The organism is Klebsiella sp. 141153, from assembly GCF_032601995.1.
GTDB lineage: Bacteria > Pseudomonadota > Gammaproteobacteria > Enterobacterales > Enterobacteriaceae > Klebsiella > Klebsiella aerogenes.
This window is the reverse complement of the sequence record NZ_JAQIRJ010000016.1, coordinates 29,339-56,088: the sequence shown is the minus strand read 5'-3', so window position 1 is coordinate 56,088 and position 26,750 is coordinate 29,339. Positions and strand designations below refer to the sequence as shown.

The following is a 26,750-nucleotide window of genomic DNA, read 5'->3' as shown; positions in this document are numbered from 1 at the left end:
CATTCGCCTGAAAAGAAAACAGGCGCTATTTTCAGCGCCTGAGAGCCAGAGTGCAACGATTAAAACAGATCGTTGAGCATCACGCCGACGCCGACGCGCGTCTGATTGAAGTTATAGTCGATGAGCGACTCGCCATAACCGCTGTACACCTGAGTATAGGCGCGCACGTGCTTGGTAATAGGGTAACTGACCCCGATTTCCGCGCCGCCGTAGCCGGTATTCCAGTTATATTGCCCCTGAGCGCTAAAAATAGCCTCCCCCAGTTGGTAGCCAATCTTCAGGCGGTAGTAACCCATGTATTTGGTGATATCGGGGTTATCATCGGTACTGCCGACCACATACCACGGCTTCACTTCAACCAGCCAGTTACCGTTTTGCGCCATCAGGCGAGTATACAGGCGGTTCCAGCTACGTGACGTTGGATCGGAACGGCCATTGGAATCGTGGTTATAGCCGACTTCGATATCGCGCAAAGTCCAGCCGGCAAACTCATAATCCGTCGCGAAGCCAAGGAAGAGCTGAGGCTCGTAGTTGGTTTCGCGAAACGGCGCCGAGCCTTTACTGTTAGAGAGCTGCCACCAGGATTTTTGCGTATAGGAGGCGCCAAGCAGCGAATTATCGCCAAGGATGCCGCGCCATAACGGGAATGCCAGGCTGAGCTGGAACTTCACCTCATCCTTACGCGCGTCATCGGCCCAGTCGTAACTGCGGATGGCCTCTTTATTGAGATCGCTGGTCCACGTATAGAGCAGATAGTTGCTCTCATAAGGATAAAGCAGGAACGGATTATCATGGTCCTGCAGCAGGTTGGCGATAATGCTGCCCCGCACCGCGGGTTTGTCATGAACGGCTTGATTAAGCGGCGCGTCCTGCGCCAGAACGCTGGCCGGCAGCGCGCTAAGCGCCAGCAGCCAGGTCAAAGAGATACGCATTACTGTTCTCCTGAAGAAGGGTTCTTATTAATGTTTTGTCCTGCCGCCATTCTACCTGTTTATCCGCCTCCCGCTGCGTTATCGCCTCCGAAAGTGGAAATCAATATTTTTGAAGCATAAAATCAACATTTCATTAACGAAATGGACCTCTGCTATGTCTGAACTGACCGCCGCCGCCGCGCTAAAGCTGGTGGGAGAGATTTTTGTTTATCACATGCCTTTTAACCGTGCGCTGGGGCTTGAGCTGGAACGTTATGAAAAAGAGTTTGCCCAGCTCAGCTTTAATAATCAGCCGATGATGGTAGGCAATTGGGCGCAGAGTATTCTGCACGGCGGCGTTATCGCCTCTGCGCTGGATGTCGCCGCTGGACTGGTCTGCGTCGGCAGCACCCTGACTCGCCATGACACTATCAATGAAGAAGAGCTGCGCCAGCGCCTCTCGCGGATGGGAACTATCGATTTGCGCGTCGATTACTTACGCCCTGGCCGCGGCGAGCGTTTTACCGCCACCAGCAGCCTGCTGCGCGCCGGAAACAAAGTCGCCGTAGCCCGCGTCGAGTTGCATAACGAAGAGCAGGTTTATATCGCCAGCGCCACGGCTACCTATATGGTGGGTTGATTGCCGCAGATCGAGTAACATCACTCTTTTTGGCAATGGATTATACCAATGGACGCAAAACAAACGCGGCTGGGCGTTATGCTGGCGCTGGCCGCCTACTTTATCTGGGGTATCGCGCCGGCGTACTTCAAACTTATTTACTACGTTCCCGCCGATGAAATCCTGACGCATCGCGTGATCTGGTCTTTCTTTTTCATGGTGGCGCTCATCAGCGTCAGCCGCCAGTGGCCGCAGGTAAAAAAACTGCTAAAAACCCCGCGCAAGATCTTCCTGCTGGCGCTCTCTGCGGTGCTGGTCGGCGGCAACTGGTTGCTCTTTATCTGGGCAGTCAATAACCACCATATGCTGGAAGCTAGCCTCGGCTACTTCATTAACCCGCTGGTGAATATTCTGTTGGGAATGATTTTCCTCGGCGAACGCTTTCGCCGTCTACAGTGGTTGGCGGTGATCCTCGCTTTTTGCGGCGTGCTGGTGCAACTTTGGACCTTCGGTTCACTGCCGGTAATCGGCCTTGGGCTAGCCTTCAGCTTTGCCTTCTACGGACTGGTACGTAAGAAAATCGCCGTCGATGCGCAGACCGGTATGCTGGTGGAAACGCTATGGCTGCTGCCAGTGGCGGCGATCTGGCTTTTCGGCATTACCGATAGCCCAACCAGCCATATGGGAGACAACCCCTGGTCGCTCAATTTACTGCTAATGGCAGCGGGTGTGGTAACCACCATCCCCCTGCTTTGCTTCACCGGCGCGGCGACCCGCCTGCGCTTGTCGACGTTGGGCTTTTTCCAGTACATCGGCCCGACGCTGATGTTCCTGCTGGCGGTAACGTTCTACGGTGAAGTGCCGGGCACGGATAAAATGGTCACCTTCGCCTTTATCTGGGTGGCGCTGGCGATATTCGTGATGGATGCGGTATATACGCAAAGAAGGGGGCGTCGGGGATAGGATATTACCCGATGTCGGCTACGCCTTATCCGGCCTACAAAAGCACAACACGTAGGCCCGGATAAGCGAAGCGCATCCGGCACAACAACTACAGCCAGTTTTTACGCTTGAAGTAGAGATACGGCGCCAGGCCGGCCAACATCATAAACACGATGGCTCCCGGATAACCAAAGCTCCAGTGGAGTTCCGGCATAAACTCAAAGTTCATCCCATAGCTGGACGCCACCAGCGTCGGCGGCAGGAACACGACCGAAACCACCGAGAAGATCTTGATAATGCGGTTCTGCTCGATGTTGATAAAGCCCATCGCCGCCTGCATCAGGAAGTTCACCTTCTGGAACAGCGATTCGTTGTGCGGCAGCAGGGATTCGATATCTCGCAGGATCTCTCGCGCCTGTTCCAGCTGGCCTGCCGGCAGGCGCGCCTTGCGCACGAGGAAGTTTAGCGCGCGCTGGGTATCCATCAGACAGAGACGTACTTTCCAGCCGATATCTTCCAGTTCCGCCAGCGTCGACAGCGCTTCGTCGTACTCGTCGCCCTGGTGGCCTTCCATAATCACGCGGCTCAGCTTTTCCAGGTCGCTGTAGATGTTTTCTATCTCATCCGCCAGCTGTTCGATTTTGGTCTCGAACAGATCTAACAGCAGCTCGTAGGCGTTGCCATCAATCAGCGTCTGGTTACGCACGCGCATGCGGTACAGGCGAAAAGCGGGTAGTTCACGCTCGCGCAGGGTAAACAGGCGGCCTTCGCGGATGGTAAACGCCACGGTTGAGTTACCGGCGTGATCGTCAGCATCTTCGAAAAAGAAAAAGGAGTGGATGTGTAAACCATCTTCGTCTTCAAAGAAACGCGCTGACGCTTCGATGTCTTCCAGTTCCGGGCGCGTCGCCAGGTTCTGGCCTAACTCCGTTTGCACACGGCTACGTTCATCATCGTCAGGCTCGACCAGGTCGACCCACACCGAGCTGGCAAGATGCTTGATCTCATCGGCCTCAAGGCGCGTTAAACGATTATTTTCCAGTTGAAATGCGCTCAGCATGACCGGGACTCCCAATACAAAAAATTTATCGGACAGTTCGATGGGCACACAGAAACTATTTGGGTTTCAGACCATTAAGCCTGACTCAGAGCGACGGGAATAGGACGGGTCGCCGACAACCGCTAAGGCTATCGGCATAAGGGGATAGCCTTAGGAGTTGTTCCTGAATGACAGGAAGTTGAGCCAGCATCTACTGGGTGTGTCCAAGGCGAATGTCCTCTTAGCGTAATCGTGCGCGCATGTTACGCCAGCGCCAAAACGGCGTCAACACGCAAGGGAACGCTAAAGAGCAAATCCTGCCCTTTAGCATATAAGGCTAGCAGATTATTACAAAAAAATTATATTTTTCTTAAAGTTACACCGTTTCCAGGCGTGCGTAGGCGGCGACCAGCCATTTAATTCCCTGCCCCTGAAAAGCCACCTGCAGCCGGCTATGCTCACCGCTGCCCTCAAGGTTGACGATGGTGCCTTCACCGAACTTCGGATGCCGCACTCGTTGGCCCAGCTTATAGCCGGTATCGTTCTCCGCCACCGGGGTACCGAGACGCTGATGGTTAACCGGGCGGCTCACCGTCGCTCGCAGCCGCACCTCTTCCACGCACTCTTCCGGCAGCTCGCCGATAAAGCGCGATGGGCGATGGTAAACCTCTTTACCGTACAAACGGCGGGTTTCGGCGTAGGTCAGCGTCAGTTTTTGCATCGCGCGCGTCACGCCGACGTAGGCCAGACGACGCTCTTCCTCCAGACGACCGCCCTCATCAAGCGCCATCTGGCTCGGGAACATCCCTTCTTCAACGCCGACAATAAACACCTGCGGGAACTCCAGCCCTTTCGCCGAGTGCAGAGTCATCAGCTGTACCGCATCCTGCCAGGTATCCGCCTGCCCTTCGCCCGCTTCCAGCGCGGCGTGGGAGAGGAACGCCTGCAGCGGCATCAGATCTTCATCTTCTTCGTTGTAGCTGAACTGGCGCGTCGCCGTCACCAGTTCCTCTAAGTTTTCGATACGGGTCTGGCCCTTCTCGCCTTTTTCCTGCTCGTACATCATACGCAGGCCGGAATCTTTAATGACCCGGTCAGTCTGGACATGTAGCGGCATATCGGCGGTTTCCTGCGCCAGCGCGTCGATAAGCTCCATAAAGCGCTGCAGAGCGCTGGCAGCACGGCCTGCCAGCACTTTCTCTTTCAGCAGCTCGCGGCAGGCCTGCCACAGCGTCAGCTGACGATCGCGCGAGGTCTGGCGCACCACATCCAGGGTCCGATCGCCGATGCCGCGGGTAGGCGTATTGACCACACGCTCAAACGCCGCGTCGTCGTTGCGGTTGGCAATCAGGCGCAGATAAGAGAGCGCATCTTTGATTTCCTGACGTTCGAAGAAGCGCATGCCGCCGTAGATACGGTAAGGCATGCTGGCCTGCAGCAGCGCCTCTTCCAGCACGCGCGACTGGGCGTTGCTACGGTAGAGAATGGCGCACTGCTCCAGCGCCCCGCCGTTCTCCTGCCAGGTTTTAATTCGGTTAACCACGAAACGCGCTTCATCAAGATCGTTGAAGGCGCAGTACAGCGAAATGGGCTCGCCGTCGGCGCCGTCGGTCCACAGTTTTTTGCCCAGCCGCCCGTTGTTGTTTTCAATCAGGGCGTTGGCGGCGCTAAGAATATTGCTGGTTGAACGATAGTTCTGCTCCAGGCGGATGGTTTCCGCGCCCGGGAAGTCATTCAGGAAGCGCTGAATGTTTTCGACCTGCGCGCCGCGCCAGCCGTAAATCGACTGGTCATCATCGCCGACGATCATAACTTTGCCGGTATCGCCCGCCAGCAGGCGGATCCAGGCATACTGAATGTTGTTGGTATCCTGGAATTCGTCGACGAGAATATTGGTGAAGCGCTCGCGGTAGTGCTGCAGGATATGCGGTTTGTTCAGCCACAGTTCGTGCGCGCGCAGCAACAGCTCGGCGAAGTCCACCAGCCCGGCGCGATCGCAGGCTTCCTGATAGGCCTGATACACCTTCTGCCAGGTCTGTTCGACCGGGTTGCCGTAGCTCTGAATATGGTGCGGGCGCAGCCCTTCATCTTTTTGGCTGTTGATGTACCACATCGCCTGACGCGGCGGCCATTGCTTCTCATCCAGGTTCATCGCCTTAATCAGGCGCTTCAGCAGGCGCAGCTGATCTTCGCTATCGAGGATTTGGAAATCCTGCGGCAGGTTGGCATCCAGATGATGGGCGCGTAGCAGGCGATGGGCCAGGCCGTGGAAGGTGCCGACCCACATACCGCCCTGGGTGGTGCCCATCAGTTGGCCGATGCGGTGGCGCATCTCCGCCGCCGCTTTGTTGGTAAAGGTCACCGCCATAATGGAATACGGCGAGCAGTTTTCCACGCTCAGCAGCCAGGCGATACGGTGCACCAGTACGCGCGTCTTACCACTGCCCGCCCCTGCCAGAACCAGCATATTGGTGCGCGAGGCCGCTACGGCTTCACGCTGTTTGTCATTAAGGCTGTCGAGCAGGTAAGAAACGTCCATTGGCACCGCCGGAAGAGAAGGGGTTCCACGAACCCCTGTTAATATATACAGAGTTACTGGTGATTATATCAGCGAGGTCAGAGATGCCAACCGTGAAATTTCAATATGCGGCAGCAGGCGGCTATCGGCGGTTTTCATCAATGAGGCGTCCTGCGGCTTGATCCAGCAGGCCTGCATTCCACAGCGAATAGCGCCAGCCACGTCGGTGGTCAGATCATCGCCGACGTGCAGAATCTGCCCGAGGGGTAAATCCAGACGCTCCGCCGCCAGATGGTACATATCGGCAAACGGCTTGGAGCGGCCATCCGGACCGGCGCGCAGCACGAAACGGAAATAGTCATTCAGCCCGAACAGTTCTGGCTGAGCGTTACCGTTGGTGATAGCCACCAGAGGCCATTTCTGCGCCAGCTTGGCCAGCGTATCGTGCGTCTCCTGCGGCACATCAACGCGGCTGCGCCAGTGGGCGAAATTTTCCATCGCCGCATCGGCGCCGGCTTTCGCCTCGGCGGCGGAGAGCCCGGCATTACGCATCCCTAACTCCAGCGCGCGGTGGCGCCAGACGGTGACATCGTGATAAATCTCGGGTTCTGAGGTCAATAACGTTTGGCGCAGGCGGTTGAGATCGCTTGCATCAAACTGGCTCAGCGCCGGATGGTAATTACGCACAAACGTCAGCGATTCCTGCATCGTCCGGTCAATCACCGGGCGGTTATCGTAAAGGGTGTCATCCAGGTCGAACGTCAGCGCGGAGATCGGGCCCAGAGGTCGGTAAAAACGCATTATTTCCCCCGTTTAGCGCGCGGATGCGCGGCATCGTACACCGAGGCAAGGTGTTGAAAATCGAGATGGGTATAGATTTGGGTGGTGGAGAGATTGGCATGCCCCAGCAGCTCCTGCACGCCGCGTAGATCGCCGCTCGACTCCAGCATATGCGTCGCGAAGGAGTGCCGCAGCTTATGCGGATGCACGTGGCTATTGAGCCCCTGCTTTATGCCCCACTCGGCAAACCGCTTCTGCACGTTGCGCGCTGAAATGCGCTTACCCAGCTTCGACAAAAACAGCGCATCGTCATCGCCGCCGAACAGGCCGCGCAAATCCAGCCAGTGTTCGATCCATGCCACCGCATTGCGCCCAATTGGCAGGCGGCGCTCTTTGCTGCCTTTCCCCATCACCCACACTTCCCCTGACTCAAGGTCAAGGTGCTTAATATCAAGGTTAACTAACTCAGAAAGACGCAGCCCCGCGCCGTACATCACTTCCAGCATCGCCCGGTCGCGCACCGCGAGCGGGTCGTTGAGGTCGATATCCAGTAGCCGATTCACATCATCAACGTCGATATTTTTCGGCAAATGGCGGGGGATCTTCGGCGCCGCAATCCCTTTCGCCGGGTTAGCGGCCAGCTCGCCCTGGCTGACCATCCAGTCGAAAAAGCTGCGCAGGGCGGAAAGCCGCAGCGCCAGGCTCGCCGGGCCTAAGCCCGCGCGGCGGCTACGCACCGCAAAGCTACGTACCTGAGCGGCATCGCACTGCTGCCAGCTTTTTAACCCGGCATCATCCGCCAGCGCGATCAGCGCTTCCAGCTGACGCTGGTAGTTAGTGAGCGTAATCGGGCTAAGCTGGCGCTCTACGCCGAGATAGCGCAGGAAGCGGTCGACGCAGGCGAATAGCGGGGAGTCGGTCATGCGCGTTCAATCCAGCGCTCCAGCAGGCCGGGCAGCATGCGCGCAATCTCCTGCAGTAGCTGTGTTCCCTGGCCTTGCTGATAATGTTGTGGATCGCGGCTGCTGAAGAACATCACCCCCGGCGCGTCATCATCGCCCAGTAGCGACATCGCCACCGAGCCGATAGCTTTCGCATCCGGCAGCACCACCAGCAGCTCTGGCCCGTTCAGCGGACCAAGATAGTGACGTGCCTGGCCCAGCCGCTGAATACGAATGGGTTCGAACGCCTGCCGGCTCAGCGCCAGATGGGTGAATTTAGACGGCGCGCCGAGATGCCAGCTGTCCGGAAACAGGCGCACCGTTGCGCCCGCCAGGCCAAGCTCGCGCGCCCAACGATGAAAGCGGTTGAGCATTTCATCCAGGCTATCGGCGGACGCCAGCCGCGTCTGCAGATGGAACAGGCGCTGAAACAGGCTTTGATTGGCCGTCGCCTGTTCCATCAGCAGCGTCATGTTCTCTTCCAGCACGTTGATATGGTTACGCGCCCGCAGCATATGCCACTCTACCAGCGAGATGGTGCCGCGCACCGGATGCGGGACGCGGATATGCTCAACCTGCGCCGCATTACGAATAAAGAACTCAGGATTTTGCAGCAGATAATCTACTACCGCGCTGTCGTCGAGCGCTGTGGCGAGTTCCTGCTGTTCTTCCCCGATCTGTTTCATAGATGAATAAATCCGTCGTAGACGTGTGCCGCCGGGCCAGTCATATACAACGGTTGACCCGGACCTTTCCAGGCGATGTCGAGACGCCCGCCTGGCAATTCCACGCGTACCTCTTCGGCGAGTAACCCCTGTTGGATACCGACTGCCACCGCCGCACAGGCGCCGCTGCCGCAGGCCTGCGTTTCGCCTGCGCCGCGTTCATAGACGCGCAGACGAATATGGGAGCGTTCCACTACCTGCATAAAGCCGATATTGGCGCGTTCCGGAAAACGTTCGTGGCTTTCCATTACCGGACCGAGGGTTTCAACCGCGGCGGTGTCCACGTTATCGACCTGAATCACGCAGTGCGGGTTGCCCATTGAGACGACGCCGCACAATATTGTCTGTTCAGCCGCGCGCATAATATAGGTCTTTTCCGCTTTGTTAGCGCGGAACGGGACCTGAGACGGCTCGAAATTCGGCTCGCCCATGTTAACGCGCACCAGATCATCTTCCGTTACGCTTAATACCATACGCCCGTTGGCGGTGCTCACGCGGATATCACGTTTATTGGTCAGGCCTTTTAAACGGACAAAGCGGGCGAAGCAGCGCGCGCCGTTGCCGCACTGCGAGACTTCGCTACCGTCAGCATTGAAGATACGGTAGTGGAAGTCCAGATCGGGATCGTACGGCGGCTCGACAACCAACAGCTGGTCGAAGCCGACGCCAAGATGCCGATCCGCAAGGCGACGAATCAGCTCCGGTGAGAAGAAAACATTCTGCGTTACCGCATCAACAACCATGAAGTCGTTGCCGAGGCCATGCATTTTAGAGAACTGCATTATCTACTCCAATTGCGCGGAACAGAACGTTATCGTTAATAGTTAACCTGGGTCGGACCGCCATTATCGCCGCGATCGTTACGATCCGGCGTCGCGCTCTGAATGCCTGGGTTAACCGGCTTGGTCGGCGGCGGCGCGGTTTTGTCTGCCGGCGGGAAATACAGCGGCCCTTTCAAACCGCAGCCGGTCAGGCTGAAGATTGCAAACAGAACGGCAAGCGTGGGTAAAACGTTTTTCATTGATAATTGCCCATGATTCATTCGTTACTGCTTTCTATCATCGCAGGAGAAGACGTAAAAGCAAGCGTTTAGCATCTGACTGCGCGCGCTTTTGTTTCGCGCTATACTGCGGCCATCTTCAAAAAAGCAGGATAGAACCATGAACGACAGTGAATTCCATCGCCTGGCCGATAGCCTGTGGATGACCATCGAAGAACGTCTGGACGACTGGGACGGCGACAGCGATATCGACTGCGAAATCAACGGCGGCGTGCTGACCATCAGCTTCGAAAATGGCAGTAAGATCATTATTAACCGTCAGGAGCCACTGCATCAGGTCTGGCTGGCGACCAAGCAAGGCGGCTATCACTTCGATCTGCAAGGCGACGAGTGGATCTGCGATCGCAGCGGCGAACGCTTCTGGGATCTGCTGGAGCAGGCGGCGAGCAATCAGGCCGGCGAGACGGTGAGCTTCCGTTAATGACGTCTTTCCCGGATGGCGGCGCATCGCGCCTTATCCGGGCTACCCGACGACATAGAACCGTAGCCCTGCTAAGCGCAGCGCCAGCAGGGAATATCTCCGGATAGCGGCTAGCACCTTATCCAGGCCAAATCTACGAGTAGCGCTGCTGCAGCACCGGTGAGGCGACCGCTTCCTGGCCCGGCGGCACCGCGGCGGCAATCGCCTGACTGCGGAACGGAATCACCTGCGTGCGTCCGTCAACTTCGACAATCTGATAGAACTGCGGCAGGTTGAAGTTAATGAAGCTTGAGCCGTAGGTGAAGCGATCGTGCGATGACGAGTAGAAGCGGCTAACGTCGCGCACCAGCTCTTCTTTGCTGCCCTCGCAGTGGTGATAGACCTCGGCGCGGTTGCTTTCGTCGAGAATGTAGATGTTAAAGCCGCTGTCATTGTTATCCGCATCTTCAAAGAAGAATTGAATTATCCCTTCGCTGGCGAAGCCATCCACCACCGCCGGCAGCTTAACGTGATTGGTTTCTACCTGTACCGACAGGCCGTGGAGCTTGTTGTGTGAGATAGCGCCGTAGAACTCAATGGCGTTTTCCAGCTTCTGCACCGAAACGTTCAGGCGCTCGAAGAACAGGCCCCAGGTCTGGCCGGAGACGCGCAGCGCTTTGAAGCGCCCGGTGTCCTGACGGGTACTGGAGAGGCGCAGTTCGATGCACTCGGAGACCATCTGCTGCACGCGGGTGCGGATAAGGCCGCGCAGGTGCTGGCTATAGCAGAACACCTCCACGCTATCCGGCGGCGCGGCGTCCTGATGCATTTTGCCGAGAATAGTTTTCAGCGCTTCGATCATCGCCTGCTCGCCGTTAAAGTGCAGCGTGCGCACTTCGTTCCACGAGTTGCGATACAGCAGGTCGACGCTGCCAATCAGGCATTTTTGCTCTTCGCCGAAGCTGAAAACATCGAGCTTACGGAAGTCGAAATGCACCACCTGATTACGGAATGCCGCCGTCGGGTCATATTCGAGGTTGACGATAATCGCCAGGTGGCGAATTTCGCACGGGCTGTACAGCGCTTTTGGCGTCGGCGCCGGCAGGCGCAGCGGGAAGTGGTGCGACACGTCGGCCACCATCTCCTGCAGCTTCGGCAAATCGACGATACCGTTGCCCTTAATAAACAGACGGGTGCGTGAGGTCAGCAGGCCGTTAAACCAGGCCCAGGCCACCAGCTTATTAAGGTAACGGTTATATTCCAGCGGCTGATGGCTGATGATCGATTCCATATCCGGCGCGCGGTTATACAGATACCAACCGGTACGGTTAGCGCGGCCCGGCGGCACGTGGATAAAGGTCAGATTCGGTTCCGACAGGTCCGGTGAAATTTGCGGGTTCACCAGGGTGACCTTGCCCGGCAGGGCTTCAAAGGCCGCATACAGCTTACGCGTCAGTACGCCGATATCCTGCGGGCTGGCGGAGACGCTGAGATTATTGCGCCGGGCGAAACGGATCAGATTACGATAACTCTGCATCATCGCATCGAGCAGTTCGTTGTGCGCTTTGCGCACTTCATCAATTTTCCAGTTAGCGCGGTTATCAAGCATCATCAGACGCTTTTCATCCCAGCCCCACTCTTTCACCAGCTGGCTGACGACTTCACGACGCCAGCCCACGCAGGCGCGCTCGCGGCTGAGTTTTTCACAGACTTTCAGGTAGAAGCAGCGGCGTACCAGATCGAGACGGGTGTCGTCTTCGATAGCCTGCAGATAGGCGGTAACGCGCTCCAGCATCATGCAGTAGGGGTCGAGACCGAACGAGACAATCTCGCCATCGTGCAGGCGCTGTTTAATATCTTTCGCCAACAGGCGGTTGTTGGGGTATTCCCAGGAGTAGGCTTCCAGCAGCAGCGTTTTCAGCACCGCTTTATACGGGGAGTCGATACTCTTATACAGCTGCCACAGGCTGGCGCCGAAGTACTCTTCCGCCGACAGCGAACTGAGGCCGCCGAGATCGAGCCATTCGTTTGGCGTCAGCACGCCCTGGGCATACAGCCCCATCACGTAGTCATCGTAATGGTCTTCTTCATCGCCCGGCACCATATTCCACAGAATACGCTTCCCGGCGAGACGCACGGCGGTGCGGTAAAATTCATCGAGCAACAAAATATGCTGGGTCGAACCGCAGTCTTCGCCGCCGAGGCTGCCGCTTTCGTTATGGCGGAAGCGGTTTTCGTCGATCAGGAAGAAACTGACCTCGACGCCGAGCGACGCCGCCCAGCTTTCAAGCAGGCTGCATTTACGCTGCAGCAGCTGGCGTTCTTCGTTATCCAGCCAGGCCTGATGGCATACCCAGATATCCAGATCGGAAGAGCAGCTTTGCCCAACGGAGGAGGTACTGCCCATCGAATAAACGCCGGTAATCGGCAGTTCGCCTTTCGGCGGCTCCTGCGTCAGCAGGCCGCGGTGCAGTTCGAGTTCGTCAAGATAGTGGCGTTGGGTTTCATCAGGCGTGTAGAGGCAAATGCCGCGGGGAACGTTACCGTCAAGGTAACCCGGCATCAGCGGGTGATGATAATGTAGTAATGTCGGCAGAAGACTGTAAACCTGCTGGAAAGCGGGTCCCATGGCAGCAAGCGCGCGATCCACGCGCAGTTGGTTGATGGCATCCAGTCTCTGTTTCAGTGTCTCAATATAGAGGTACAAGACATATCGCCTGATGTTCAAAAATCCGACGTACAATAGTACGGAGGATTTCAGTATTTCAACAAGAACCGTCACCATTCGTCATCGGTGTGGTTGTGATGAACTGCTGGCTGACAAATGGTTTAAAACGTGATCAATTTAACACCTTGCTGTTTGACCGTAAAGAAAGATGCGCTACATACAAGTGTAGCACCGTTTGCCGGGTGTAAATTCCCCACTACGCTTGCGGCAACCGCAGCCGCATGAAACGCTAAAGGACATCGTGCCAGCATCCCACATTAACCGTGAAACTAACATCCCTAAAGCAACAATGTTAGGATGGCTCGTGGTCGACAATGACGGTAACAAGCATGTTAGACAAAGTTTTGAGAATTGCCACACGGCAAAGCCCGCTTGCGCTATGGCAGGCACATTATGTGAAAGAGCGCCTGGAGTCGTGTCATCCGGGGCTTTCCGTTGAGCTGGTGCCCATGGTCACCCGCGGCGACGTGCTCCTTGATACCCCGCTGGCAAAGGTGGGCGGCAAGGGCTTATTTGTGAAAGAGTTAGAGCTCGCCATGATTGAAGGGCGCGCCGATATCGCCGTCCATTCGATGAAAGATGTCCCGGTCGAATTCCCGGAAGGCCTGGGGTTGGTCACCATCTGCGAGCGTGAAGATCCGCGCGACGCATTTGTTTCCAATCACTATGCCTCAATTGACGATCTGCCGGCCGGCAGCATCGTTGGCACGTCAAGTTTACGTCGCCAATGCCAGTTGGCGGCAGAGCGCCCCGATCTGGTGATCCGTTCGCTACGCGGCAACGTTGGCACGCGATTAGGCAAACTCGATAACGGCGAGTATGACGCTATTATCCTCGCCGCCGCCGGGTTGAAGCGCCTGAAACTGGAAGCGCGTATTCGCCAGCCGCTCTCGCCTGAGCAATCTCTGCCGGCCGTCGGCCAGGGCGCGGTGGGTATCGAATGCCGCCTTGACGATGAATGGACCAAAGCGCTATTAGCGCCGCTTAACCATACGGAAACCGCCGTGCGCGTACGTGCCGAGCGGGCGATGAACACCCGTCTCGAAGGCGGTTGTCAGGTGCCGATTGGCAGCTATGCCGAACTGCGCGATGGTGAGCTGTGGCTACGGGCGCTGGTGGGCGCGCCGGATGGGTCGCTGGTCGTGCGCGGCGAACGCCGCGGCCGGCCGGAAGAGGCAGAGGCGCTCGGCGTCTCGCTGGCGGAAGAACTACTGGATAACGGCGCCCGCGACATCCTCGCGGCGGTCTATGATGGAGAAGCCCCACGATGAGCATCCTGGTCACCCGTCCGCTACCGCAAGGTGAAGAGTTAGTCAGCCGCCTGCGCGCGCTGGGACGCGTGGCCTGGAGCTTTCCGCTGATTGAATTCACGCCGGGGCGGGAGCTGGCAGCGCTCCCGCGCCAGCTGGCGGCATTAGGCGCGGACGATTTGTTGTTTGCGCTATCGCAGCATGCGGTGGAATTCGCCCATGCCCGTCTGCTGCAGGAGAGCCAACGCTGGCCCTCCGATCCGGCCTATTTCTCGATAGGCCGCACCACCGCGCTGGCTCTGCATACGGTCAGTGGTAAAAATATCCGTTACCCGTTAGATCGGGAAATCAGCGAAGTCTTGCTACAATTACCTGAATTACAAAACATTGCGGGCAAGAAAGCCCTGATTCTGCGCGGCAACGGCGGGCGGGAATTATTAGGCGACACGCTGCGTGAACGCGGCGCCGAAGTAACATTTTGTGAATGTTATCAACGTTGTGCGAAGTACTATGATGGTGCGGAAGAGGCTATGCGCTGGCAATCTCGTGGAGTCACTACGCTGGTGGTCACCAGCGGCGAGATGCTGCAGCAGCTGTGGTCGTTAATACCCCAGTGGTATCGCGAACGGTGGCTGCTGCACTGTAGCCTTGTCGTTGTCAGCGAACGTCTGGCCCTTCAGGCCCGGGAATTGGGCTGGCAGGATATTCAGGTTGCCGATAACGCCGACAACGATGCGCTGCTACGCGCATTACAATAACTCTCAACATTGGAAGCCATAATGACGGAACAACAAAATCAATCCGCCGTGGTTGAAGAGACCAGGGAGGCCGTGGAAACCACGCCACAGCCAGAAAACAACGAGAAGAAAAAGGCCGGCAACAAAACCAGCCTGGCGCTCAGCGCGATCGCTATCGCTATCGCCCTCGCCGCCGGTATTGGCCTGTATGGTTTGAATAAACAGCAATCCACGCGCCAAAATGAAACCAGCTCGGAATTATCAAGCCAGATCGCAGCGCTGCAAAAAGCGCAGGACAGCCAGAAGAGCGAGCTGGAAGGCATTATCAAACAGCAGGCCGATCGGTTGAGCGAAGCCAAACGCGAACAGGAAACCCTGACGAAACAGCTTGATGAGCTACAGCAAAAAGTCGCCGTGATTTCCGGCAGCGACGCCAAAACCTGGCTGCTGGCGCAGGCTGATTTCCTGGTTAAGCTGGCGGGACGTAAGCTGTGGAGCGATCAGGATGTGACGACCGCCGCCGCGCTGCTGAAAAGCGCCGATGCCAGCCTCGCCGACATGAACGACCCAAGCCTTATCGGCGCGCGCCGCGCCATCACCGATGACATCGCTTCGCTGTCGGCGGTAAGTCAGGTCGATTACGACGGCATTATCCTCAAGGTTAACCAGCTGGCGAACCAAATCGACAATCTGCGTCTGGCTGATAATAACGACGATGATTCTCCGATGGATGCCGACAGCGACGAGCTCTCCAGCTCCATCGGCGAATGGCGCGTTAACCTGCAGAAAAGCTGGCAGAACTTTATGGATAGCTTCATTACCATACGTCGCCGCGACGAAACGGCGGTGCCGCTGTTAGCGCCGAATCAGGATGTCTATCTGCGTGAAAATATCCGTTCTCGTCTGCTGGTTGCCGCGCAGGCGGTGCCGCGTCATCAGGAAGAAACCTATAAGCAGGCGCTGGAAAACGTCTCCACCTGGGTACGCGCCTATTACGATACTGAAGACGCCACTACCAAGGCTTTCCTTGAAGAGGTGGATAAGCTCAGTCAGCAAAGTATCACCATGAGCGTACCGGAAACGTTGCAGAGCCAGAGCCTGCTGGAAAAGCTGATGCAAACTCGGGTGCGTAATTTAATGGCCCAGCCTGCGGCAGCCGCTCCGACGCCGACGCCAGCACCGACCGCGCCAGCCCCTGCGCCACAAGGAGAATAACCGATGCTGAAAATTCTCCTGCTTTTCGCACTGCTGATCGCCGGGATCGTCGTCGGCCCGATGATCGCTGGCCACCAGGGCTACGTTCTGATCCAGACCGATAACTACAATATCGAAACCAGCGTGACGGGCCTTGTGATCATCCTGATCCTCGCAATGGTGGTGCTGTTCGCCATTGAATGGCTGTTGCGCCGCATTTTCCGTACCGGCGCGCACACGCGCGGCTGGTTCGTCGGCCGTAAGCGCCGCCGCGCGCGTAAGCAAACCGAGCAAGCGCTGCTGAAACTGGCGGAAGGCGATTACCAACAGGTTGAAAAGCTGATGGCGAAAAATGCCGATCACGCCGAACAACCGGTAGTGAACTATCTGTTAGCGGCGGAAGCGGCCCAACAGCGCGGTGATGAAGCTCGCGCCAATCAGCATCTTGAGCGCGCCGCCGAACTGGCTGGCGATGACCTGATCCCGGTTGAAATCACCCGCGTGCGCCTACAGCTGGCGCGTAATGAAAACCACGCCGCCCGTCACGGCATCGATAAGCTACTGGAAGTGACCCCGCGTCATCCGGAGGTGCTGCGTCTTGCCGAGCAGGCCTATACCCGTACCGGCGCGTGGAATTCGCTGCTGGACATCATTCCATCCATGGCGAAAGCCAACGTGGGGGATGAAGAGCACCGCGCCGCGCTGGAACAGCTGGCGTGGATTGGCCTGATGGACAAAGCGCTGGCCGACGGCGGTAGCGAAGGGCTACGCGAGTGGTGGCGCAACCAGAGCCGTAAAACGCGCGCCCTGATACCGCTGCAGGTGGCGATGGCCGAACGCCTGATCGAGAGCGACGATCACGACACCGCACAGCAGATTATTATCGATGGTCTGAAGAAACAGTACGACGACCGCCTGGTTATGCCAATCCCGCGGCTGAAGACCAATAATCCTGAACAACTGGAGAAAGTGCTGCGCCAGCAGATCAAAGCCGTCGGCGACCGTCCGCTGCTGTGGAGCACCCTGGGCCAGTCGCTGATGCGTCACGGTGAATGGCAGGAGGCCAGTATCGCTTTCCGCGCCGCGCTTAAGCAGCGCCCGGATGCCTTTGATTACGCGTGGCTTGCCGATGCGCTCGACCGCCTGCACCAGCCGGAAGAAGCGGCGACCATGCGCCGTGACGGCCTGCTGTTGACGCTACACAATAACCCTCAGCAGTAATTCACGATAACGCTATCGCCTCGTTCGGGGCGATAGCGCCCTTCTCTCGCGAAAAAATAGCCTACCCCTGAAAGAAAAAAACGCCTGCGCTGAAATCAGGGCAGGCGTTAAAACAGGTCTGTTTGACAACAAATTGGGTGCTTCACTCAACGTTATGTCCATGGTGTTTGATGAGACATATGAAATGCGACATCTATCAGTGGACGATAAGCACCGTAAGTACGGCTCTGCATCATTCCTGAGTTTATGAGGCACAAAGGCGAACATAAGAGATGGAATGAGCATCTACCCGGTTATTATCGCACAGGATCCAGCGAGATTGCATCTATCGCAGCAATCATTTGGGACAATTCCGGACAATAATTCGCAGACGTGGAACCTATTTTTTACGAGGAAGATCAGCGGGATAAAAGACGACTGGAGAAAACCGGAAAACAAAAAACCCCGCCGAAGCGGGGTTCAAAATTGGTCGGCGAGAGAGGATTCGAACCTCCGACCCACTGGTCCCAAACCAGTTGCGCTACCAAGCTGCGCTACTCGCCGAAATACTGCTTTTTGAATTTTTAGTTCAATTCTTTAAAGTCGTGGTGCGAGGGGGGGGACTTGAACCCCCACGTCCGTAAGAACACTAACACCTGAAGCTAGCGCGTCTACCAATTCCGCCACCTTCGCAATTCACAACTCTATCAAATAATGGGGTGGCTAATGGGATTCGAACCCACGACAACTGGAATCACAATCCAGGGCTCTACCAACTGAGCTATAGCCACCACAACAATTCTTTTACGCGGTATTAAAACCACCGCAGCTCCAGCACCGGGTAAATGGTGCGCCCGACAGGATTCGAACCTGAGACCTCTGCCTCCGGAGGGCAGCGCTCTATCCAGCTGAGCTACGGGCGCTTAGCGCCGTTGCGGGGGTGGATAATACGGACTTCCCCCACCCCTGTCTAGTGCCTTTTTAAATAAAATTTCTATTTGCTCACAGTTTGTGCGCTTTGGCGCTTATTCCGCCGTTTTATCGAGATTTCCCCGCTTGCCGAGGCCGAAAACCTTATAAATAAGGGTCACCGCGGCAAGGAAAATAATCCCGACAAAGAGCGACATCCGGGTTTCATCGTTGATTCCCATGCCGATCAGCACACAAACGAGGAATGCCATCGTCAAATAGTTCGCCCACGGGAACAACAGCGAACGGAACGGATGGCTGGCCATCGCCTGCTGATGCTCGCGGCGGAAACGCAGCTGGCTTATCAGGATCACAAACCACGGCACCATCCCCGGCAACACGCTGGCGCTATAGACATAGACAAACACGCGCTGCGGGTTAGGAATAATGTAGTTCAGGCACGAACCGATTAGCAGAATCACGATCGACAGCGCAACGCCCGCTACCGGTACGCCCTGACGCGACACTTTGGCCATTGCCGCCGGTAGCTGACGATTACGCGCCAGCGCATATAACATGCGTCCACAGCTATACATCCCGCTGTTACAGCCCGACAGCGCGGCGGTCAGCACCACGAAGTTGATAATCCCCGCCGCCGCGGTAATGCCGATTTTGGCGAAGGTGAGAACGAATGGGCTACCGGTCGAGCCAATCTGGTTCCACGGGAAGATAGTCACGATAACGAAAATCGCCCCCACGTAGAAAATCAGGATACGCCACAGCACCTTGCCTACCGCGCTACGCAACGTGACCTGTGGGTTTTTCGCTTCCCCGGCGGTGATACCGATAAGTTCAACGCCCTGATAAGAGGCGACGACAATACACAGCGCCGTCAGGAAGCCTTTCCAGCCGCCGGCGAAGAAGCCGCCGTGCTCGGTAAGGTTGCCAAAACCGATCGACTGTCCGCCGTTGCCGAAACCAAAGAAGATGACCCCCAGGCCGATGACAATCATCACGATAATGGTGGTGACTTTAATCATCGCAAACCAGAACTCGATCTCGCCGTACAGACGCACTGCCGCCAGGTTAGCCAACGCCACCAGTCCGACGGCAATTAGCGCCGGGATCCACTGCGCCATCTCCGGGAACCAGAACTGCACGTATACCCCGATGGCGGTGATCTCAGATATCCCCACCGCCATCCACATAAACCAGTATGACCAGGCCGTGAGATAGCCGAAGAACGGGCTCATGTAGCGATGTGCGTAAACGGCGAATGAGCCGGTTACTGGTTCGAGGAACAACATCTCGCCCATCGAACGCATGATAAAGAAGACAAATAAACCGGCGATAATATACGCCAGCAGGACGGATGGACCGGCCCACTTCAGCGTACTTGCCGCACCCATGAATAACCCTACGCCAATCGTCCCGCCTAGCGCGATTAGCTCAATATGCCGGGCCTCCAGTCCACGCTGGAGTTCCGCTTTTTTCTCAGTCATAAAGCCTCTTGTGTTTGCTGTACTCCGGGTACTCCCGGTTATTGTTATTCATTGAAACCATAGCCTTGCCGACGCGCAGGTCTCCCCCACGCGTTTGAAGCATGCGAATGGTTAATTAATTTTACGGAAATGGCAAATAAAGTATCAGGCGAGTGAAGAGATTACACAGAATATGTATGCAATCTCGTCTGGTTGCAGTGGAATATCAGAGCTTGCCGGAATAATGCCAACGTAAATAGCGCAGTAGACGGAACTGTCTTTTGATGCGGCTCGGCTGCAGGAGCAGGCGATAGAACCACTCCAGCCCCAGGTTCTGCCAGAATTTTGGCGCCCGGTGAACGTGGCCGGTAAAGACGTCATAAGTGCCGCCAACGCCCATATACAACGCGGCGGGATACACCAGTCGACAGTCGCGCATCAGAATTTCCTGGCGCGGCGATCCCATCGCGACGGTGACAATTTTCGCCCCGCTGTCGCGTACCCGTTCAAACAACTGCTGGCGCTGATCGGCGGAAAAATAGCCGTCCTGGCTGCCGACGATATTCACCTTCCAGCGCTCACGTAGCTTCGCTTGCGTCTCCGCCAGCACCTCGGGCTTGCCGCCAATCAGAAACACCGGCGTTCCCTGCGCCCCGGCGCGCTCCATTAAGGCTTCCCACAGATCGGCGCCGGCAACGCGCGACACCTCAGCCTGCGGATATTTTTTGCGTAATGATCGCACGACGCTGATGCCGTCGGCATATTTAAACTCGGCGGCCTCAATCAGCGCACGCACTTCCGGGATATCTTCTACCGCCAGCATTTTTTCGGCGTTGATCGCGACCAGCGTTCCCTGACGCAGTTCGCCGTCGGCGAAGAGATAGTTGAGCGCATGCTGCATGTCGCGCCAGCCAATAAGCTGCAGCCCTCGCAGCGCATACTGCGGCGCGGAAGTGTTATCAGTCATGTTCATCCTTATCATACCTGCGGTTGCGAAAGCGGCTTCACCCGCTTATGAATCAATCCTGCGCTGTCCAGGAGCCAGTACAGCAATTTCGCCGCTAACAAGCAGATACCAAAGATCACGAGGAAAAACACCACGCGGGAGCCGAACGAATCCAACCCTTCGCGTGCCAGCACTATCATGTTGAAGATAGCGCCGAAACAGAAACTGTGCAGGATAGCCGCTTTGTAGCGATTGCTCTCCCGATTGCCAAGTTCGTACAACCAGTCAAACCATTTAATGATAAGCCCTACCGCGACGGCGCCCAGCGGTACGAACCATACGCCGCCCATCACCACCAGCGAACCAATCAGCGTCGGCGATATCGCCAGCCCCGAATGGTTGTTTAATACTTCCCACGTGAAGTAATTGGCGGTATTCAGCACCATTGTCGGGCGACCGTGCCACATCCAGCTGGGGATAAAGACGTAGAAGTCGCGGATCATCGGCGCCAGCCCCTGGAACTCAATCTTGTCGTAGTTCTGCAGCAGCAGCGCCAGGTTCTCCCACGGCGAGAAGGTATCACGCGTGAGATAGAGGAAAGTATAAAACGCTTCATCGCCGCTAACGTTCATCCCGTAGCGCTTCAACGCCAACCAGAACATGCCGACAATACCCAGCACGCCCGCCGCCGCCAGCATCCACAGGCTGATCCAGCCGCGAATAATGCCGATAAACAGGAAGATAGCGAAAGCGATAATGATATTGGCGCGGGTGCCGCCGACGATCGCGTAGGTCAGCAGGCCAAAGGCGACGGTGCTCACCAGGAAGAAAATCCACGCCTTGTAATCCTGACGCAGGAAATAGATCACCAGCATCGCCGGAATAAAGAAGTAGAAGAAGCGCTTCAACGCCACGCCGGACACTTCCGCAGAGAATATCTGGCTGTATGAATTGAGCTTAAATAGCAGAAAACCGTTGTGGGCGAAGAAGATACCGACGCACAGCAGCGCCAGCCCCATCAAAATCCCCCAGGCCAGATGGGTTTCAACCCGGTTCATGGTGAACAGCGGGCGACGTGGAACATCACGCGATGCCGGACGCAGTCGCGTTTTGTAGGTCACGTAGTAGATGGCGTAGAAGCACACCGCAACCAGCAGCGTCTGCAGCAAAATCTCCGGCGGCGCCACGCTGACGTCAAAGCGGAACACCAGGATACTGGTTAACGGGAAGCCGAAGAAAAAGGTGAGCAGGAACAACAACGAGAAAAAGACGTTGAAGTTAAAGCGCACGCGGCGGAACTCAAACCAGGTGGCGGTGGCGATAAACAGCGTCGACAGCAGCCAGACCACCAATAGCCCGCTAAATTGCATTAACGTCATACCCGATCCTCCGCTGCCAGCTGTAACGCCCGCTGCCAGCCCGCCAGATAGTTCGGGCGGAAGAAAGCGATTTGCGTTTTATCAACGCTCGCTAACTGGCGCTGTGCTTCACGCACCACGTCGACATTCAGAGTATCGCTGGTAAACAGCACCGGGATCTGTTGTTCGGTCATATCCTGCCAGAACGGATTTTCGCGATTGAGCACGCAGGGAATACCCGCCTGAACCAGCAGGCACAGCGTGCCGATACCCTGCTGGCGCGCAAACAGGAAATAACCCAGATCGCAGCGGCGCAGCAGCGCCAGATAATCATCAAACTCAAGCTTCTCGCTGAGGATCTGCAGATGCTCGCGACTAAACAGCGCCGCTCCCGCCTGACGAACTTCATCAATGTAGGCTTCATTGTTGGCCGGATAGCCCATCGGTACGATGACATTCACCGTATCGCCAAATTGCTGATAAATCGCCTTTAACGCTGCAATATGCTCATTACTACGATCGCCGGAATTTCCGACCAGAATGGTCAGGGTGTCACCGCGCGGGGCGGTATCGGCAAGAGAATTTAGCGATGGATCCATGCGGGTCGGGAAATACAGCAGTTCGCCCGGCACTCGCGGATGGCGGTTCGCAAACCAGCTGAGATCGCCGCGGGTGGCGAAAACGCGTCCTACCCGCCCTTGCGCCATGCGGCGCAGAGGATAAAACAGACGGAATTTCAGGCTGGCTGAGTTTTCATACAGATCCGCGCCCCAGATATGCCAGTTAAACTGCGACGGGCGGATCCCGCCGCTCAACAGCGCCAGCCACAGACCGGTATTAAACTGACCGTGGAAAAAAAAGCGCTGCTGGCGATCGGCTTTCGCTTTGGCGATCGCCGCCTGCGCCAGCGATTTTTTTCCCGGGTAGCAGGTAATTTCCAGCGCCGGATACGCCTCGCGCATACCTGTCGCATCACCCACGACCATAAACGTCCTGGCCCGCGCGTCGGCGGCCAGTTCGTCGTTAAAGAACCGCAATACGGTCTGGTTGTGGTGCGGGATATCCGATCCCAGTACGTGTATCAGTGCTGTCATGCCCGTTTACGCCAGAGTAAAAACACGCCACTACAAAGGGCGAAATAAACAATATAAGTGGCCATATACGCCTGCGCCGCGCCAAGTGCGCCGTGCGCCGGAATAAGCCAGTGTGAAAATGCGGTCAGCAGCGTGAACTGGCTGATTTCCGTCAGAATATAAAAACGCAATGACGCTTTGGCGATCACCAGATAGCCGTAAACGTAAGCGCCAACTTTTAAAACATCGCCCACTAACTGCCAGGCGAACAGGTCGCGCATCGCGGTGAAGCGCGCGGAAAACAGTAACCAGATGGCAAAATCGCGCAGCAGCCAGACCGTCAGGCTCGCCGCCGCCACCGCCGGCAGGACGAATTTCAACGACTTCACTATTTCACGCGTGATGTCCGTTTTGGCGCTCAGCCGCGACAACGTCGGCAGCAGATATACGCTAAAGGAAGCGGTAATAAACTGCAGGTAGGCATCCGAGATACTGCTCACCCCCTGCCAGATGCCGACCGCCTCCCAGCCGTAATGCGCCGCCAGCAGATTACGCATCATCACATAGGCCACCGGCAGCGTCACCGAGGTAATCAGCGCCATCAGGGTAAATTTCGATAGCTGCCCTGCAAGGCCGTTATCCCAACGCGGACGTAGCGCGCTCAGCGGGATCGCGCCACGTCGCCATAGCATAATGGCGGCCGGAACCACCACCAGCGCGGGGACTAACGCCAGCCCTAACAGCGCCCCCTGATAACCACCGAAGTAGTAACAGGCGTAATAGGCCGCCACGCCAATCAGGCTACCGGCAATCAGCGAAAAAGCGTTACCCGCCGCATCGCGAAACCCTTTCATCAGCGCCAGCAGATAGTTGGCCCACGCGATCCCCATCTGCACCAGCGCCACCAGACGTACCAGATTCTGATAGTGCGAATGGCCGAACAGCGCCTGGCTTATCGGCGCCGCCGCCAGCAAAAAGACCAGCGCCAGCAGGGTGGAAAAACCGAGCACCATTGATGACGACGTCCCGACCACCTGCTTCAGGCGTAGCGGATCGTCGTGATGTTGGGCAACCAGCTTAGTGACGCCATTAAAAATCCCGGCGCCAGCCAGTACGCCAAGGACGGTGACCAGTTGCCGGAAGTTACCGGCCTGGCCTACGCCCGCCGGGCCGAATGAGACCGCCAGCAGCTTTACCACCAGCAGACCGGCGCCTATTTTGACTAACGTGGACGCCGCGGTCCACAGTGACGCTTTTGCCAACGACATATCAGGAGAAGTAGCTCAGCAGCGAGTTAATCACCGTCCGTTGGTTTACCGCAGACAGGTTGTAGAACAGCGGTAAACGCAACAGGCGTTCGCTCTCCTGGGTGGTATAACGATCTTCGCCGCAGAACTCGCCGAACAGTTCGCCAGCCGGGCAGCTATGGAGCGGAATATAGTGGAACACCGCCAGAATTTCTGCCTCTTTCAGCCAGTTAATCAGCGCCGCGCGGTCATCGTTATCCCGCAGCTTAATGTAAAACATATGCGCGTTTTGCCCGCAATCCGCCGGCACCGCCGGCAGATCGATACGGCCCGCGCGCGCCAGCGGCAGCAGCGCGTCATAATAATTTTGCCACAGCATCAGGCGCTGCTGGTTAATCCGCTCAGCGGCTTCAAGCTGCGCCCAGAGATAGGCGGCCTGCAGATCGGACATCAAATAGCTGGAACCGATATCGCGCCAGGTGTACTTATCCACCAGACCGCGGAAGAACTGGCTACGGTTAGTGCCTTTTTCGCGAATGATCTCCGCGCGTTCCACCAATTTAGGATCGTTGATAAGCGTTGCGCCGCCTTCACCACCAGCGGTGTAGTTTTTCGTCTCATGGAAGCTAAAGCAACCGATATGGCCGATGGTGCCCAGCGCGCGGCCCTTATAGGTGGACATCACGCCCTGCGCGGCGTCTTCCACCACGTACAGGTTATATTTGACGGCGAGCGCCATGATGGTGTCCATCTCACAGGCCACGCCCGCATAATGCACCGGCACGATCGCCCGGGTTTTATCGGTGATCGCCGCTTCTATCAACGACTCATCAATATTCATCGTATCGCGACGGATATCGACGAAGACGATTTTCGCCCCGCGCAGCACAAAGGCATTGGCGGTGGAAACAAAGGTATAGCTGGGCATGATGACTTCATCGCCCGGCTGAATATCCAGCAGCAGCGCCGCCATTTCCAGAGACGCGGTGCAGGATGGCGTCAGCAGCGCCTTCGCGGTGCCGAAGCGCTGTTCAAACCACTGCTGGCAGCGACGGGTAAAACCGCCGTCGCCGCAAAGCTTGCCGCTGTTCATCGCCGATTGCATGTAATCGAGCTCGGTTCCCACCACCGGCGGTGCGTTAAATGGAATCATCGTGTCACCTGTATAACCAGTACGCGGTGCTTTCCACATTCGCACCGCTGAGAATATAACGTTTAAGCGCGGCGGTGTTGCCCATTTGGGTCGCCACCCGCAGTGTAGAAAGCCCGCGTTGCGCCGCCCAGTGGCGCGCCGCCTGCATAAGCTCGGCGCCAGCGCCGCGCCCGGCCAACAGGCCGATACGCGCGTCGGTGTCATTGAGCTGACGCAAAGAAACAAATGCGCGGATGTCGCCATCGGAGGCGCGAAATAACAGACACTGGTGATCAAAGGTTCCCAGTACCGCGTTTTCAATCCATTGCGCGTAGAAACGGCCGCTGGCGTCAGCGGCGTACCAGGGAGCGCGAAAACGGCTCATGGCAAAGGCCTGCGCCGCCAGTTCGCGTAGTCGCGCAATATCGCCTTCAACGGCCCATTCGGCGCCAGCATCAGCCGGCTCGCCTACCGGCAACGCCAGATCGACCTCGCCTTCCACCAGTTGAAAACCGATCTCCTGTAGCGCATCCAGCCGGACGGTGTCGCTGGCGGCGACTTTCGCCTGCACTCGCGACCATCCCGCCAGGGCTTCAGCGGTGAGCAGCGGCGCGCGTTCGTCAAAGCGAACGATGCCGCTATTAACGGCGAAGAAGCGGTTTTCCCACTCCAGCGCTTCAATACTGGCGCGGGCGGGCACGGAGGAGATCCAGCAAGTATTGGCCATAGCCGGTTTTTTCCAGCCGCTTCGCGGCGCGTTTGACGCCGTCATCATCAAGCCAGCCGTTACGCCAGGCTATTTCTTCCAGACAGGCGATTTTAAAGCCCTGCCGCTTCTCTACCGTCTGCACAAACATGCTGGCTTCAATCAGGCTATCGTGCGTGCCGGTATCCAGCCACGCAAAGCCGCGCCCAAGCAGCTCGACGGTTAACGCGCCATCCTCAAGATACATCTGGTTGATGGAGGTAATTTCCAGCTCGCCGCGCTCGGACGGTTTGACCCGTTTGGCGTATTCGGCCACTTTTCCATCGTAGAAATAAAGCCCGGTGACCGCCCAGTTCGACTTGGGTTGTTTCGGCTTTTCCTCCAGCGACAAGGCGCGGAAGTTGTCATCAAACTCCACTACGCCGAAGCGCTCAGGATCCATCACCTGATAGCCAAATACCGTCGCCCCTTCGGTGCGGGTTGCGACGCTACGCAGCTTAGGGCTAAAGCTCTGGCCAAAGAAGATATTATCGCCCAACACCAGGCACGCCGGTTCGCCGTTGAGAAACGCTTCCCCGATAATAAATGCCTGGGCTAAACCATCAGGAGTCGGCTGAACGGCATAATGCAATTGGATACCGAACTCGGAGCCATCGCCGAGCAGGCGTTGGAAATCGCGCTGATCTTCCGGCGTGGTGATGATAAGGATTTCACGGATCCCGGCCAGCATTAACACCGACAGCGGGTAGTAAATCATCGGCTTGTCGTAAATCGGCAGCAGCTGTTTCGACACGCCGCGCGTGATGGGATGCAGGCGCGTACCGGAACCGCCTGCCAGAATAATACCTTTCATC

General features: G+C 56.9%; 25 protein-coding genes and 4 tRNA genes. 7 read left to right on the top strand and 22 right to left on the bottom strand.

What is annotated here, in order from left to right; all coding sequences use genetic code 11:
* Positions 1-59: 59 nt before the first annotated feature.
* Positions 60-932: a phospholipase A gene (gene pldA / locus PGS10_RS23625; RefSeq protein ID WP_045389277.1), complete on the bottom strand. Its 873-nt coding sequence runs from the start codon at positions 930-932 to the stop codon at positions 60-62.
* A 154-nt stretch (positions 933-1,086) separates the two neighbouring features.
* Between pldA and yigI the strand changes: the two genes are divergently transcribed.
* Together yigI and rarD are read left to right on the top strand one after the other, a co-directional pair.
* Positions 1,087-1,551, top strand: coding sequence for an acyl-CoA thioesterase YigI (gene yigI / locus PGS10_RS23620; RefSeq protein WP_004097567.1), 465 nt, complete (start codon positions 1,087-1,089; stop codon positions 1,549-1,551).
* Between the two features lie 48 nt (positions 1,552-1,599).
* Complete coding sequence (gene rarD / locus PGS10_RS23615) at positions 1,600-2,493, top strand: EamA family transporter RarD (protein ID WP_045389280.1); 894 nt, start codon at positions 1,600-1,602, stop codon at positions 2,491-2,493.
* 88 nt (positions 2,494-2,581) lie between these two features.
* Here rarD and corA read toward each other — a convergent pair whose 3' ends face one another.
* From corA to lptM, 8 genes are all read right to left on the bottom strand, one after another.
* A complete protein-coding gene (corA, locus tag PGS10_RS23610) occupies positions 2,582-3,532 on the bottom strand; it encodes a magnesium/cobalt transporter CorA (protein WP_045389308.1) in 951 nt (316 codons plus the stop codon).
* Positions 3,533-3,682: 150 nt separating this feature from the next.
* Positions 3,683-3,739, bottom strand: a complete 57-nt coding sequence (gene ysgD, locus PGS10_RS25150; protein ID WP_349815745.1) for a YsgD/CorL family protein — start codon at positions 3,737-3,739, stop codon at positions 3,683-3,685.
* 148 nt (positions 3,740-3,887) lie between these two features.
* Complete coding sequence (gene uvrD, locus PGS10_RS23605) at positions 3,888-6,050, bottom strand: DNA helicase II (protein WP_032709535.1); 2,163 nt, start codon at positions 6,048-6,050, stop codon at positions 3,888-3,890.
* A gap of 63 nt (positions 6,051-6,113) precedes the next feature.
* The gene (yigB, locus tag PGS10_RS23600; protein WP_045395585.1) at positions 6,114-6,830 is read right to left on the bottom strand and encodes a 5-amino-6-(5-phospho-D-ribitylamino)uracil phosphatase YigB; all 717 of its coding nucleotides are present in this window, start codon (positions 6,828-6,830) and stop codon (positions 6,114-6,116) included.
* The gene (xerC, locus tag PGS10_RS23595; RefSeq protein ID WP_045395583.1) at positions 6,830-7,732 is read right to left on the bottom strand and encodes a tyrosine recombinase XerC; all 903 of its coding nucleotides are present in this window, start codon (positions 7,730-7,732) and stop codon (positions 6,830-6,832) included. The genes yigB and xerC overlap by 1 nt, the downstream gene beginning before the upstream one ends.
* Positions 7,729-8,436: a DUF484 domain-containing protein gene (locus tag PGS10_RS23590; RefSeq protein WP_015368864.1), complete on the bottom strand. Its 708-nt coding sequence runs from the start codon at positions 8,434-8,436 to the stop codon at positions 7,729-7,731. Before PGS10_RS23590 ends, xerC begins: the two co-directional genes overlap by 4 nt.
* A complete protein-coding gene (gene dapF / locus PGS10_RS23585; protein WP_032713809.1) occupies positions 8,433-9,257 on the bottom strand; it encodes a diaminopimelate epimerase in 825 nt (274 codons plus the stop codon). The genes PGS10_RS23590 and dapF overlap by 4 nt, the downstream gene beginning before the upstream one ends.
* Positions 9,258-9,292: 35 nt before the next feature.
* The gene (gene lptM, locus PGS10_RS23580; protein WP_020077593.1) at positions 9,293-9,496 is read right to left on the bottom strand and encodes an LPS translocon maturation chaperone LptM; all 204 of its coding nucleotides are present in this window, start codon (positions 9,494-9,496) and stop codon (positions 9,293-9,295) included.
* A 139-nt stretch (positions 9,497-9,635) separates the two neighbouring features.
* Here lptM and cyaY point away from each other — a divergent pair, with 139 nt between their 5' ends.
* Positions 9,636-9,956: an iron donor protein CyaY gene (gene cyaY / locus PGS10_RS23575; protein WP_015368867.1), complete on the top strand. Its 321-nt coding sequence runs from the start codon at positions 9,636-9,638 to the stop codon at positions 9,954-9,956.
* 133 nt (positions 9,957-10,089) lie between these two features.
* Here the strand turns inward: cyaY and cyaA are convergent, their stop codons facing one another.
* On the bottom strand, positions 10,090-12,642 hold the full coding sequence (gene cyaA, locus PGS10_RS23570; RefSeq protein ID WP_015368868.1) for a class I adenylate cyclase: 2,553 nt from the start codon (positions 12,640-12,642) through the stop codon (positions 10,090-10,092).
* Positions 12,643-12,992: 350 nt separating this feature from the next.
* Between cyaA and hemC the strand changes: the two genes are divergently transcribed.
* Genes hemC through hemY form a run of 4 tightly spaced genes read left to right on the top strand, consistent with a single transcriptional unit; the run spans position 12,993 to position 17,065 of the window.
* Entirely contained in the window at positions 12,993-13,934 is a 942-nt protein-coding gene (gene hemC, locus PGS10_RS23565) for a hydroxymethylbilane synthase (protein ID WP_045395576.1), read from the top strand.
* Positions 13,931-14,671, top strand: coding sequence for a uroporphyrinogen-III synthase (hemD, locus tag PGS10_RS23560; RefSeq protein WP_045395574.1), 741 nt, complete (start codon positions 13,931-13,933; stop codon positions 14,669-14,671). Before hemC ends, hemD begins: the two co-directional genes overlap by 4 nt.
* 21 nt (positions 14,672-14,692) lie before the next feature.
* On the top strand, positions 14,693-15,865 hold the full coding sequence (gene hemX, locus PGS10_RS23555) for a uroporphyrinogen-III C-methyltransferase (RefSeq protein ID WP_045395572.1): 1,173 nt from the start codon (positions 14,693-14,695) through the stop codon (positions 15,863-15,865).
* Between the two features lie 3 nt (positions 15,866-15,868).
* A complete protein-coding gene (gene hemY / locus PGS10_RS23550) occupies positions 15,869-17,065 on the top strand; it encodes a protoheme IX biogenesis protein HemY (RefSeq protein WP_042894676.1) in 1,197 nt (398 codons plus the stop codon).
* Between the two features lie 466 nt (positions 17,066-17,531).
* Here the strand turns inward: hemY and PGS10_RS23545 are convergent.
* The 12 genes from PGS10_RS23545 to rfbA form a co-directional block, all read right to left on the bottom strand.
* Positions 17,532-17,608 (bottom strand) — tRNA-Pro (locus PGS10_RS23545).
* Between the two features lie 42 nt (positions 17,609-17,650).
* Positions 17,651-17,737: transfer RNA gene (locus PGS10_RS23540), tRNA-Leu, on the bottom strand.
* A 22-nt stretch (positions 17,738-17,759) separates the two neighbouring features.
* Positions 17,760-17,835, bottom strand: a tRNA-His gene (locus PGS10_RS23535).
* A 55-nt stretch (positions 17,836-17,890) separates the two neighbouring features.
* Positions 17,891-17,967, bottom strand: a tRNA-Arg gene (locus PGS10_RS23530).
* Positions 17,968-18,069: 102 nt separating this feature from the next.
* Positions 18,070-19,455, bottom strand: coding sequence for a bifunctional threonine/serine APC transporter ThrP (gene thrP / locus PGS10_RS23525; protein ID WP_045395570.1), 1,386 nt, complete (start codon positions 19,453-19,455; stop codon positions 18,070-18,072).
* A gap of 205 nt (positions 19,456-19,660) precedes the next feature.
* Entirely contained in the window at positions 19,661-20,401 is a 741-nt protein-coding gene (gene wecG, locus PGS10_RS23520) for a lipopolysaccharide N-acetylmannosaminouronosyltransferase (RefSeq protein WP_045395568.1), read from the bottom strand.
* A gap of 11 nt (positions 20,402-20,412) precedes the next feature.
* Positions 20,413-21,759 (bottom strand): ECA oligosaccharide polymerase, encoded by a 1,347-nt coding sequence (gene wzyE / locus PGS10_RS23515; protein WP_015368875.1) that lies wholly within the window; start codon positions 21,757-21,759, stop codon positions 20,413-20,415.
* The gene (locus tag PGS10_RS23510) at positions 21,756-22,832 is read right to left on the bottom strand and encodes a TDP-N-acetylfucosamine:lipid II N-acetylfucosaminyltransferase (protein WP_047045691.1); all 1,077 of its coding nucleotides are present in this window, start codon (positions 22,830-22,832) and stop codon (positions 21,756-21,758) included. The genes wzyE and PGS10_RS23510 overlap by 4 nt, the downstream gene beginning before the upstream one ends.
* A complete protein-coding gene (gene wzxE, locus PGS10_RS23505; RefSeq protein ID WP_045378694.1) occupies positions 22,829-24,079 on the bottom strand; it encodes a lipid III flippase WzxE in 1,251 nt (416 codons plus the stop codon). Before wzxE ends, PGS10_RS23510 begins: the two co-directional genes overlap by 4 nt.
* A gap of 1 nt (position 24,080) precedes the next feature.
* Complete coding sequence (gene rffA / locus PGS10_RS23500; RefSeq protein WP_047078523.1) at positions 24,081-25,211, bottom strand: dTDP-4-amino-4,6-dideoxygalactose transaminase; 1,131 nt, start codon at positions 25,209-25,211, stop codon at positions 24,081-24,083.
* 4 nt (positions 25,212-25,215) lie between these two features.
* A complete protein-coding gene (rffC, locus tag PGS10_RS23495) occupies positions 25,216-25,890 on the bottom strand; it encodes a dTDP-4-amino-4,6-dideoxy-D-galactose acyltransferase (RefSeq protein ID WP_047078522.1) in 675 nt (224 codons plus the stop codon).
* Positions 25,868-26,749: a glucose-1-phosphate thymidylyltransferase RfbA gene (rfbA, locus tag PGS10_RS23490; RefSeq protein ID WP_015368880.1), complete on the bottom strand. Its 882-nt coding sequence runs from the start codon at positions 26,747-26,749 to the stop codon at positions 25,868-25,870. The genes rffC and rfbA overlap by 23 nt, the downstream gene beginning before the upstream one ends.
* Between the last annotated feature and the right edge of the window lies 1 nt (position 26,750).

Coding starts and splice junctions, on each gene's coding strand:
- pldA (WP_045389277.1), bottom strand. CDS start 932: ATGCGTATCTCTTTGACCTGGCTGCTGGCGCTTAGCGCGCTGCCGGCC.
- yigI (WP_004097567.1), top strand. CDS start 1,087: ATGTCTGAACTGACCGCCGCCGCCGCGCTAAAGCTGGTGGGAGAGATT.
- rarD (WP_045389280.1), top strand. CDS start 1,600: ATGGACGCAAAACAAACGCGGCTGGGCGTTATGCTGGCGCTGGCCGCC.
- corA (WP_045389308.1), bottom strand. CDS start 3,532: ATGCTGAGCGCATTTCAACTGGAAAATAATCGTTTAACGCGCCTTGAG.
- uvrD (WP_032709535.1), bottom strand. CDS start 6,050: ATGGACGTTTCTTACCTGCTCGACAGCCTTAATGACAAACAGCGTGAA.
- yigB (WP_045395585.1), bottom strand. CDS start 6,830: ATGCGTTTTTACCGACCTCTGGGCCCGATCTCCGCGCTGACGTTCGAC.
- xerC (WP_045395583.1), bottom strand. CDS start 7,732: ATGACCGACTCCCCGCTATTCGCCTGCGTCGACCGCTTCCTGCGCTAT.
- PGS10_RS23590 (WP_015368864.1), bottom strand. CDS start 8,436: ATGAAACAGATCGGGGAAGAACAGCAGGAACTCGCCACAGCGCTCGAC.
- dapF (WP_032713809.1), bottom strand. CDS start 9,257: ATGCAGTTCTCTAAAATGCATGGCCTCGGCAACGACTTCATGGTTGTT.
- lptM (WP_020077593.1), bottom strand. CDS start 9,496: ATGAAAAACGTTTTACCCACGCTTGCCGTTCTGTTTGCAATCTTCAGC.
- cyaY (WP_015368867.1), top strand. CDS start 9,636: ATGAACGACAGTGAATTCCATCGCCTGGCCGATAGCCTGTGGATGACC.
- hemC (WP_045395576.1), top strand. CDS start 12,993: ATGTTAGACAAAGTTTTGAGAATTGCCACACGGCAAAGCCCGCTTGCG.
- hemD (WP_045395574.1), top strand. CDS start 13,931: ATGAGCATCCTGGTCACCCGTCCGCTACCGCAAGGTGAAGAGTTAGTC.
- hemX (WP_045395572.1), top strand. CDS start 14,693: ATGACGGAACAACAAAATCAATCCGCCGTGGTTGAAGAGACCAGGGAG.
- hemY (WP_042894676.1), top strand. CDS start 15,869: ATGCTGAAAATTCTCCTGCTTTTCGCACTGCTGATCGCCGGGATCGTC.
- thrP (WP_045395570.1), bottom strand. CDS start 19,455: ATGACTGAGAAAAAAGCGGAACTCCAGCGTGGACTGGAGGCCCGGCAT.
- wecG (WP_045395568.1), bottom strand. CDS start 20,401: ATGACTGATAACACTTCCGCGCCGCAGTATGCGCTGCGAGGGCTGCAG.
- wzyE (WP_015368875.1), bottom strand. CDS start 21,759: ATGACGTTAATGCAATTTAGCGGGCTATTGGTGGTCTGGCTGCTGTCG.
- PGS10_RS23510 (WP_047045691.1), bottom strand. CDS start 22,832: ATGACAGCACTGATACACGTACTGGGATCGGATATCCCGCACCACAAC.
- wzxE (WP_045378694.1), bottom strand. CDS start 24,079: ATGTCGTTGGCAAAAGCGTCACTGTGGACCGCGGCGTCCACGTTAGTC.
- rffA (WP_047078523.1), bottom strand. CDS start 25,211: ATGATTCCATTTAACGCACCGCCGGTGGTGGGAACCGAGCTCGATTAC.
- rfbA (WP_015368880.1), bottom strand. CDS start 26,749: ATGAAAGGTATTATTCTGGCAGGCGGTTCCGGTACGCGCCTGCATCCC.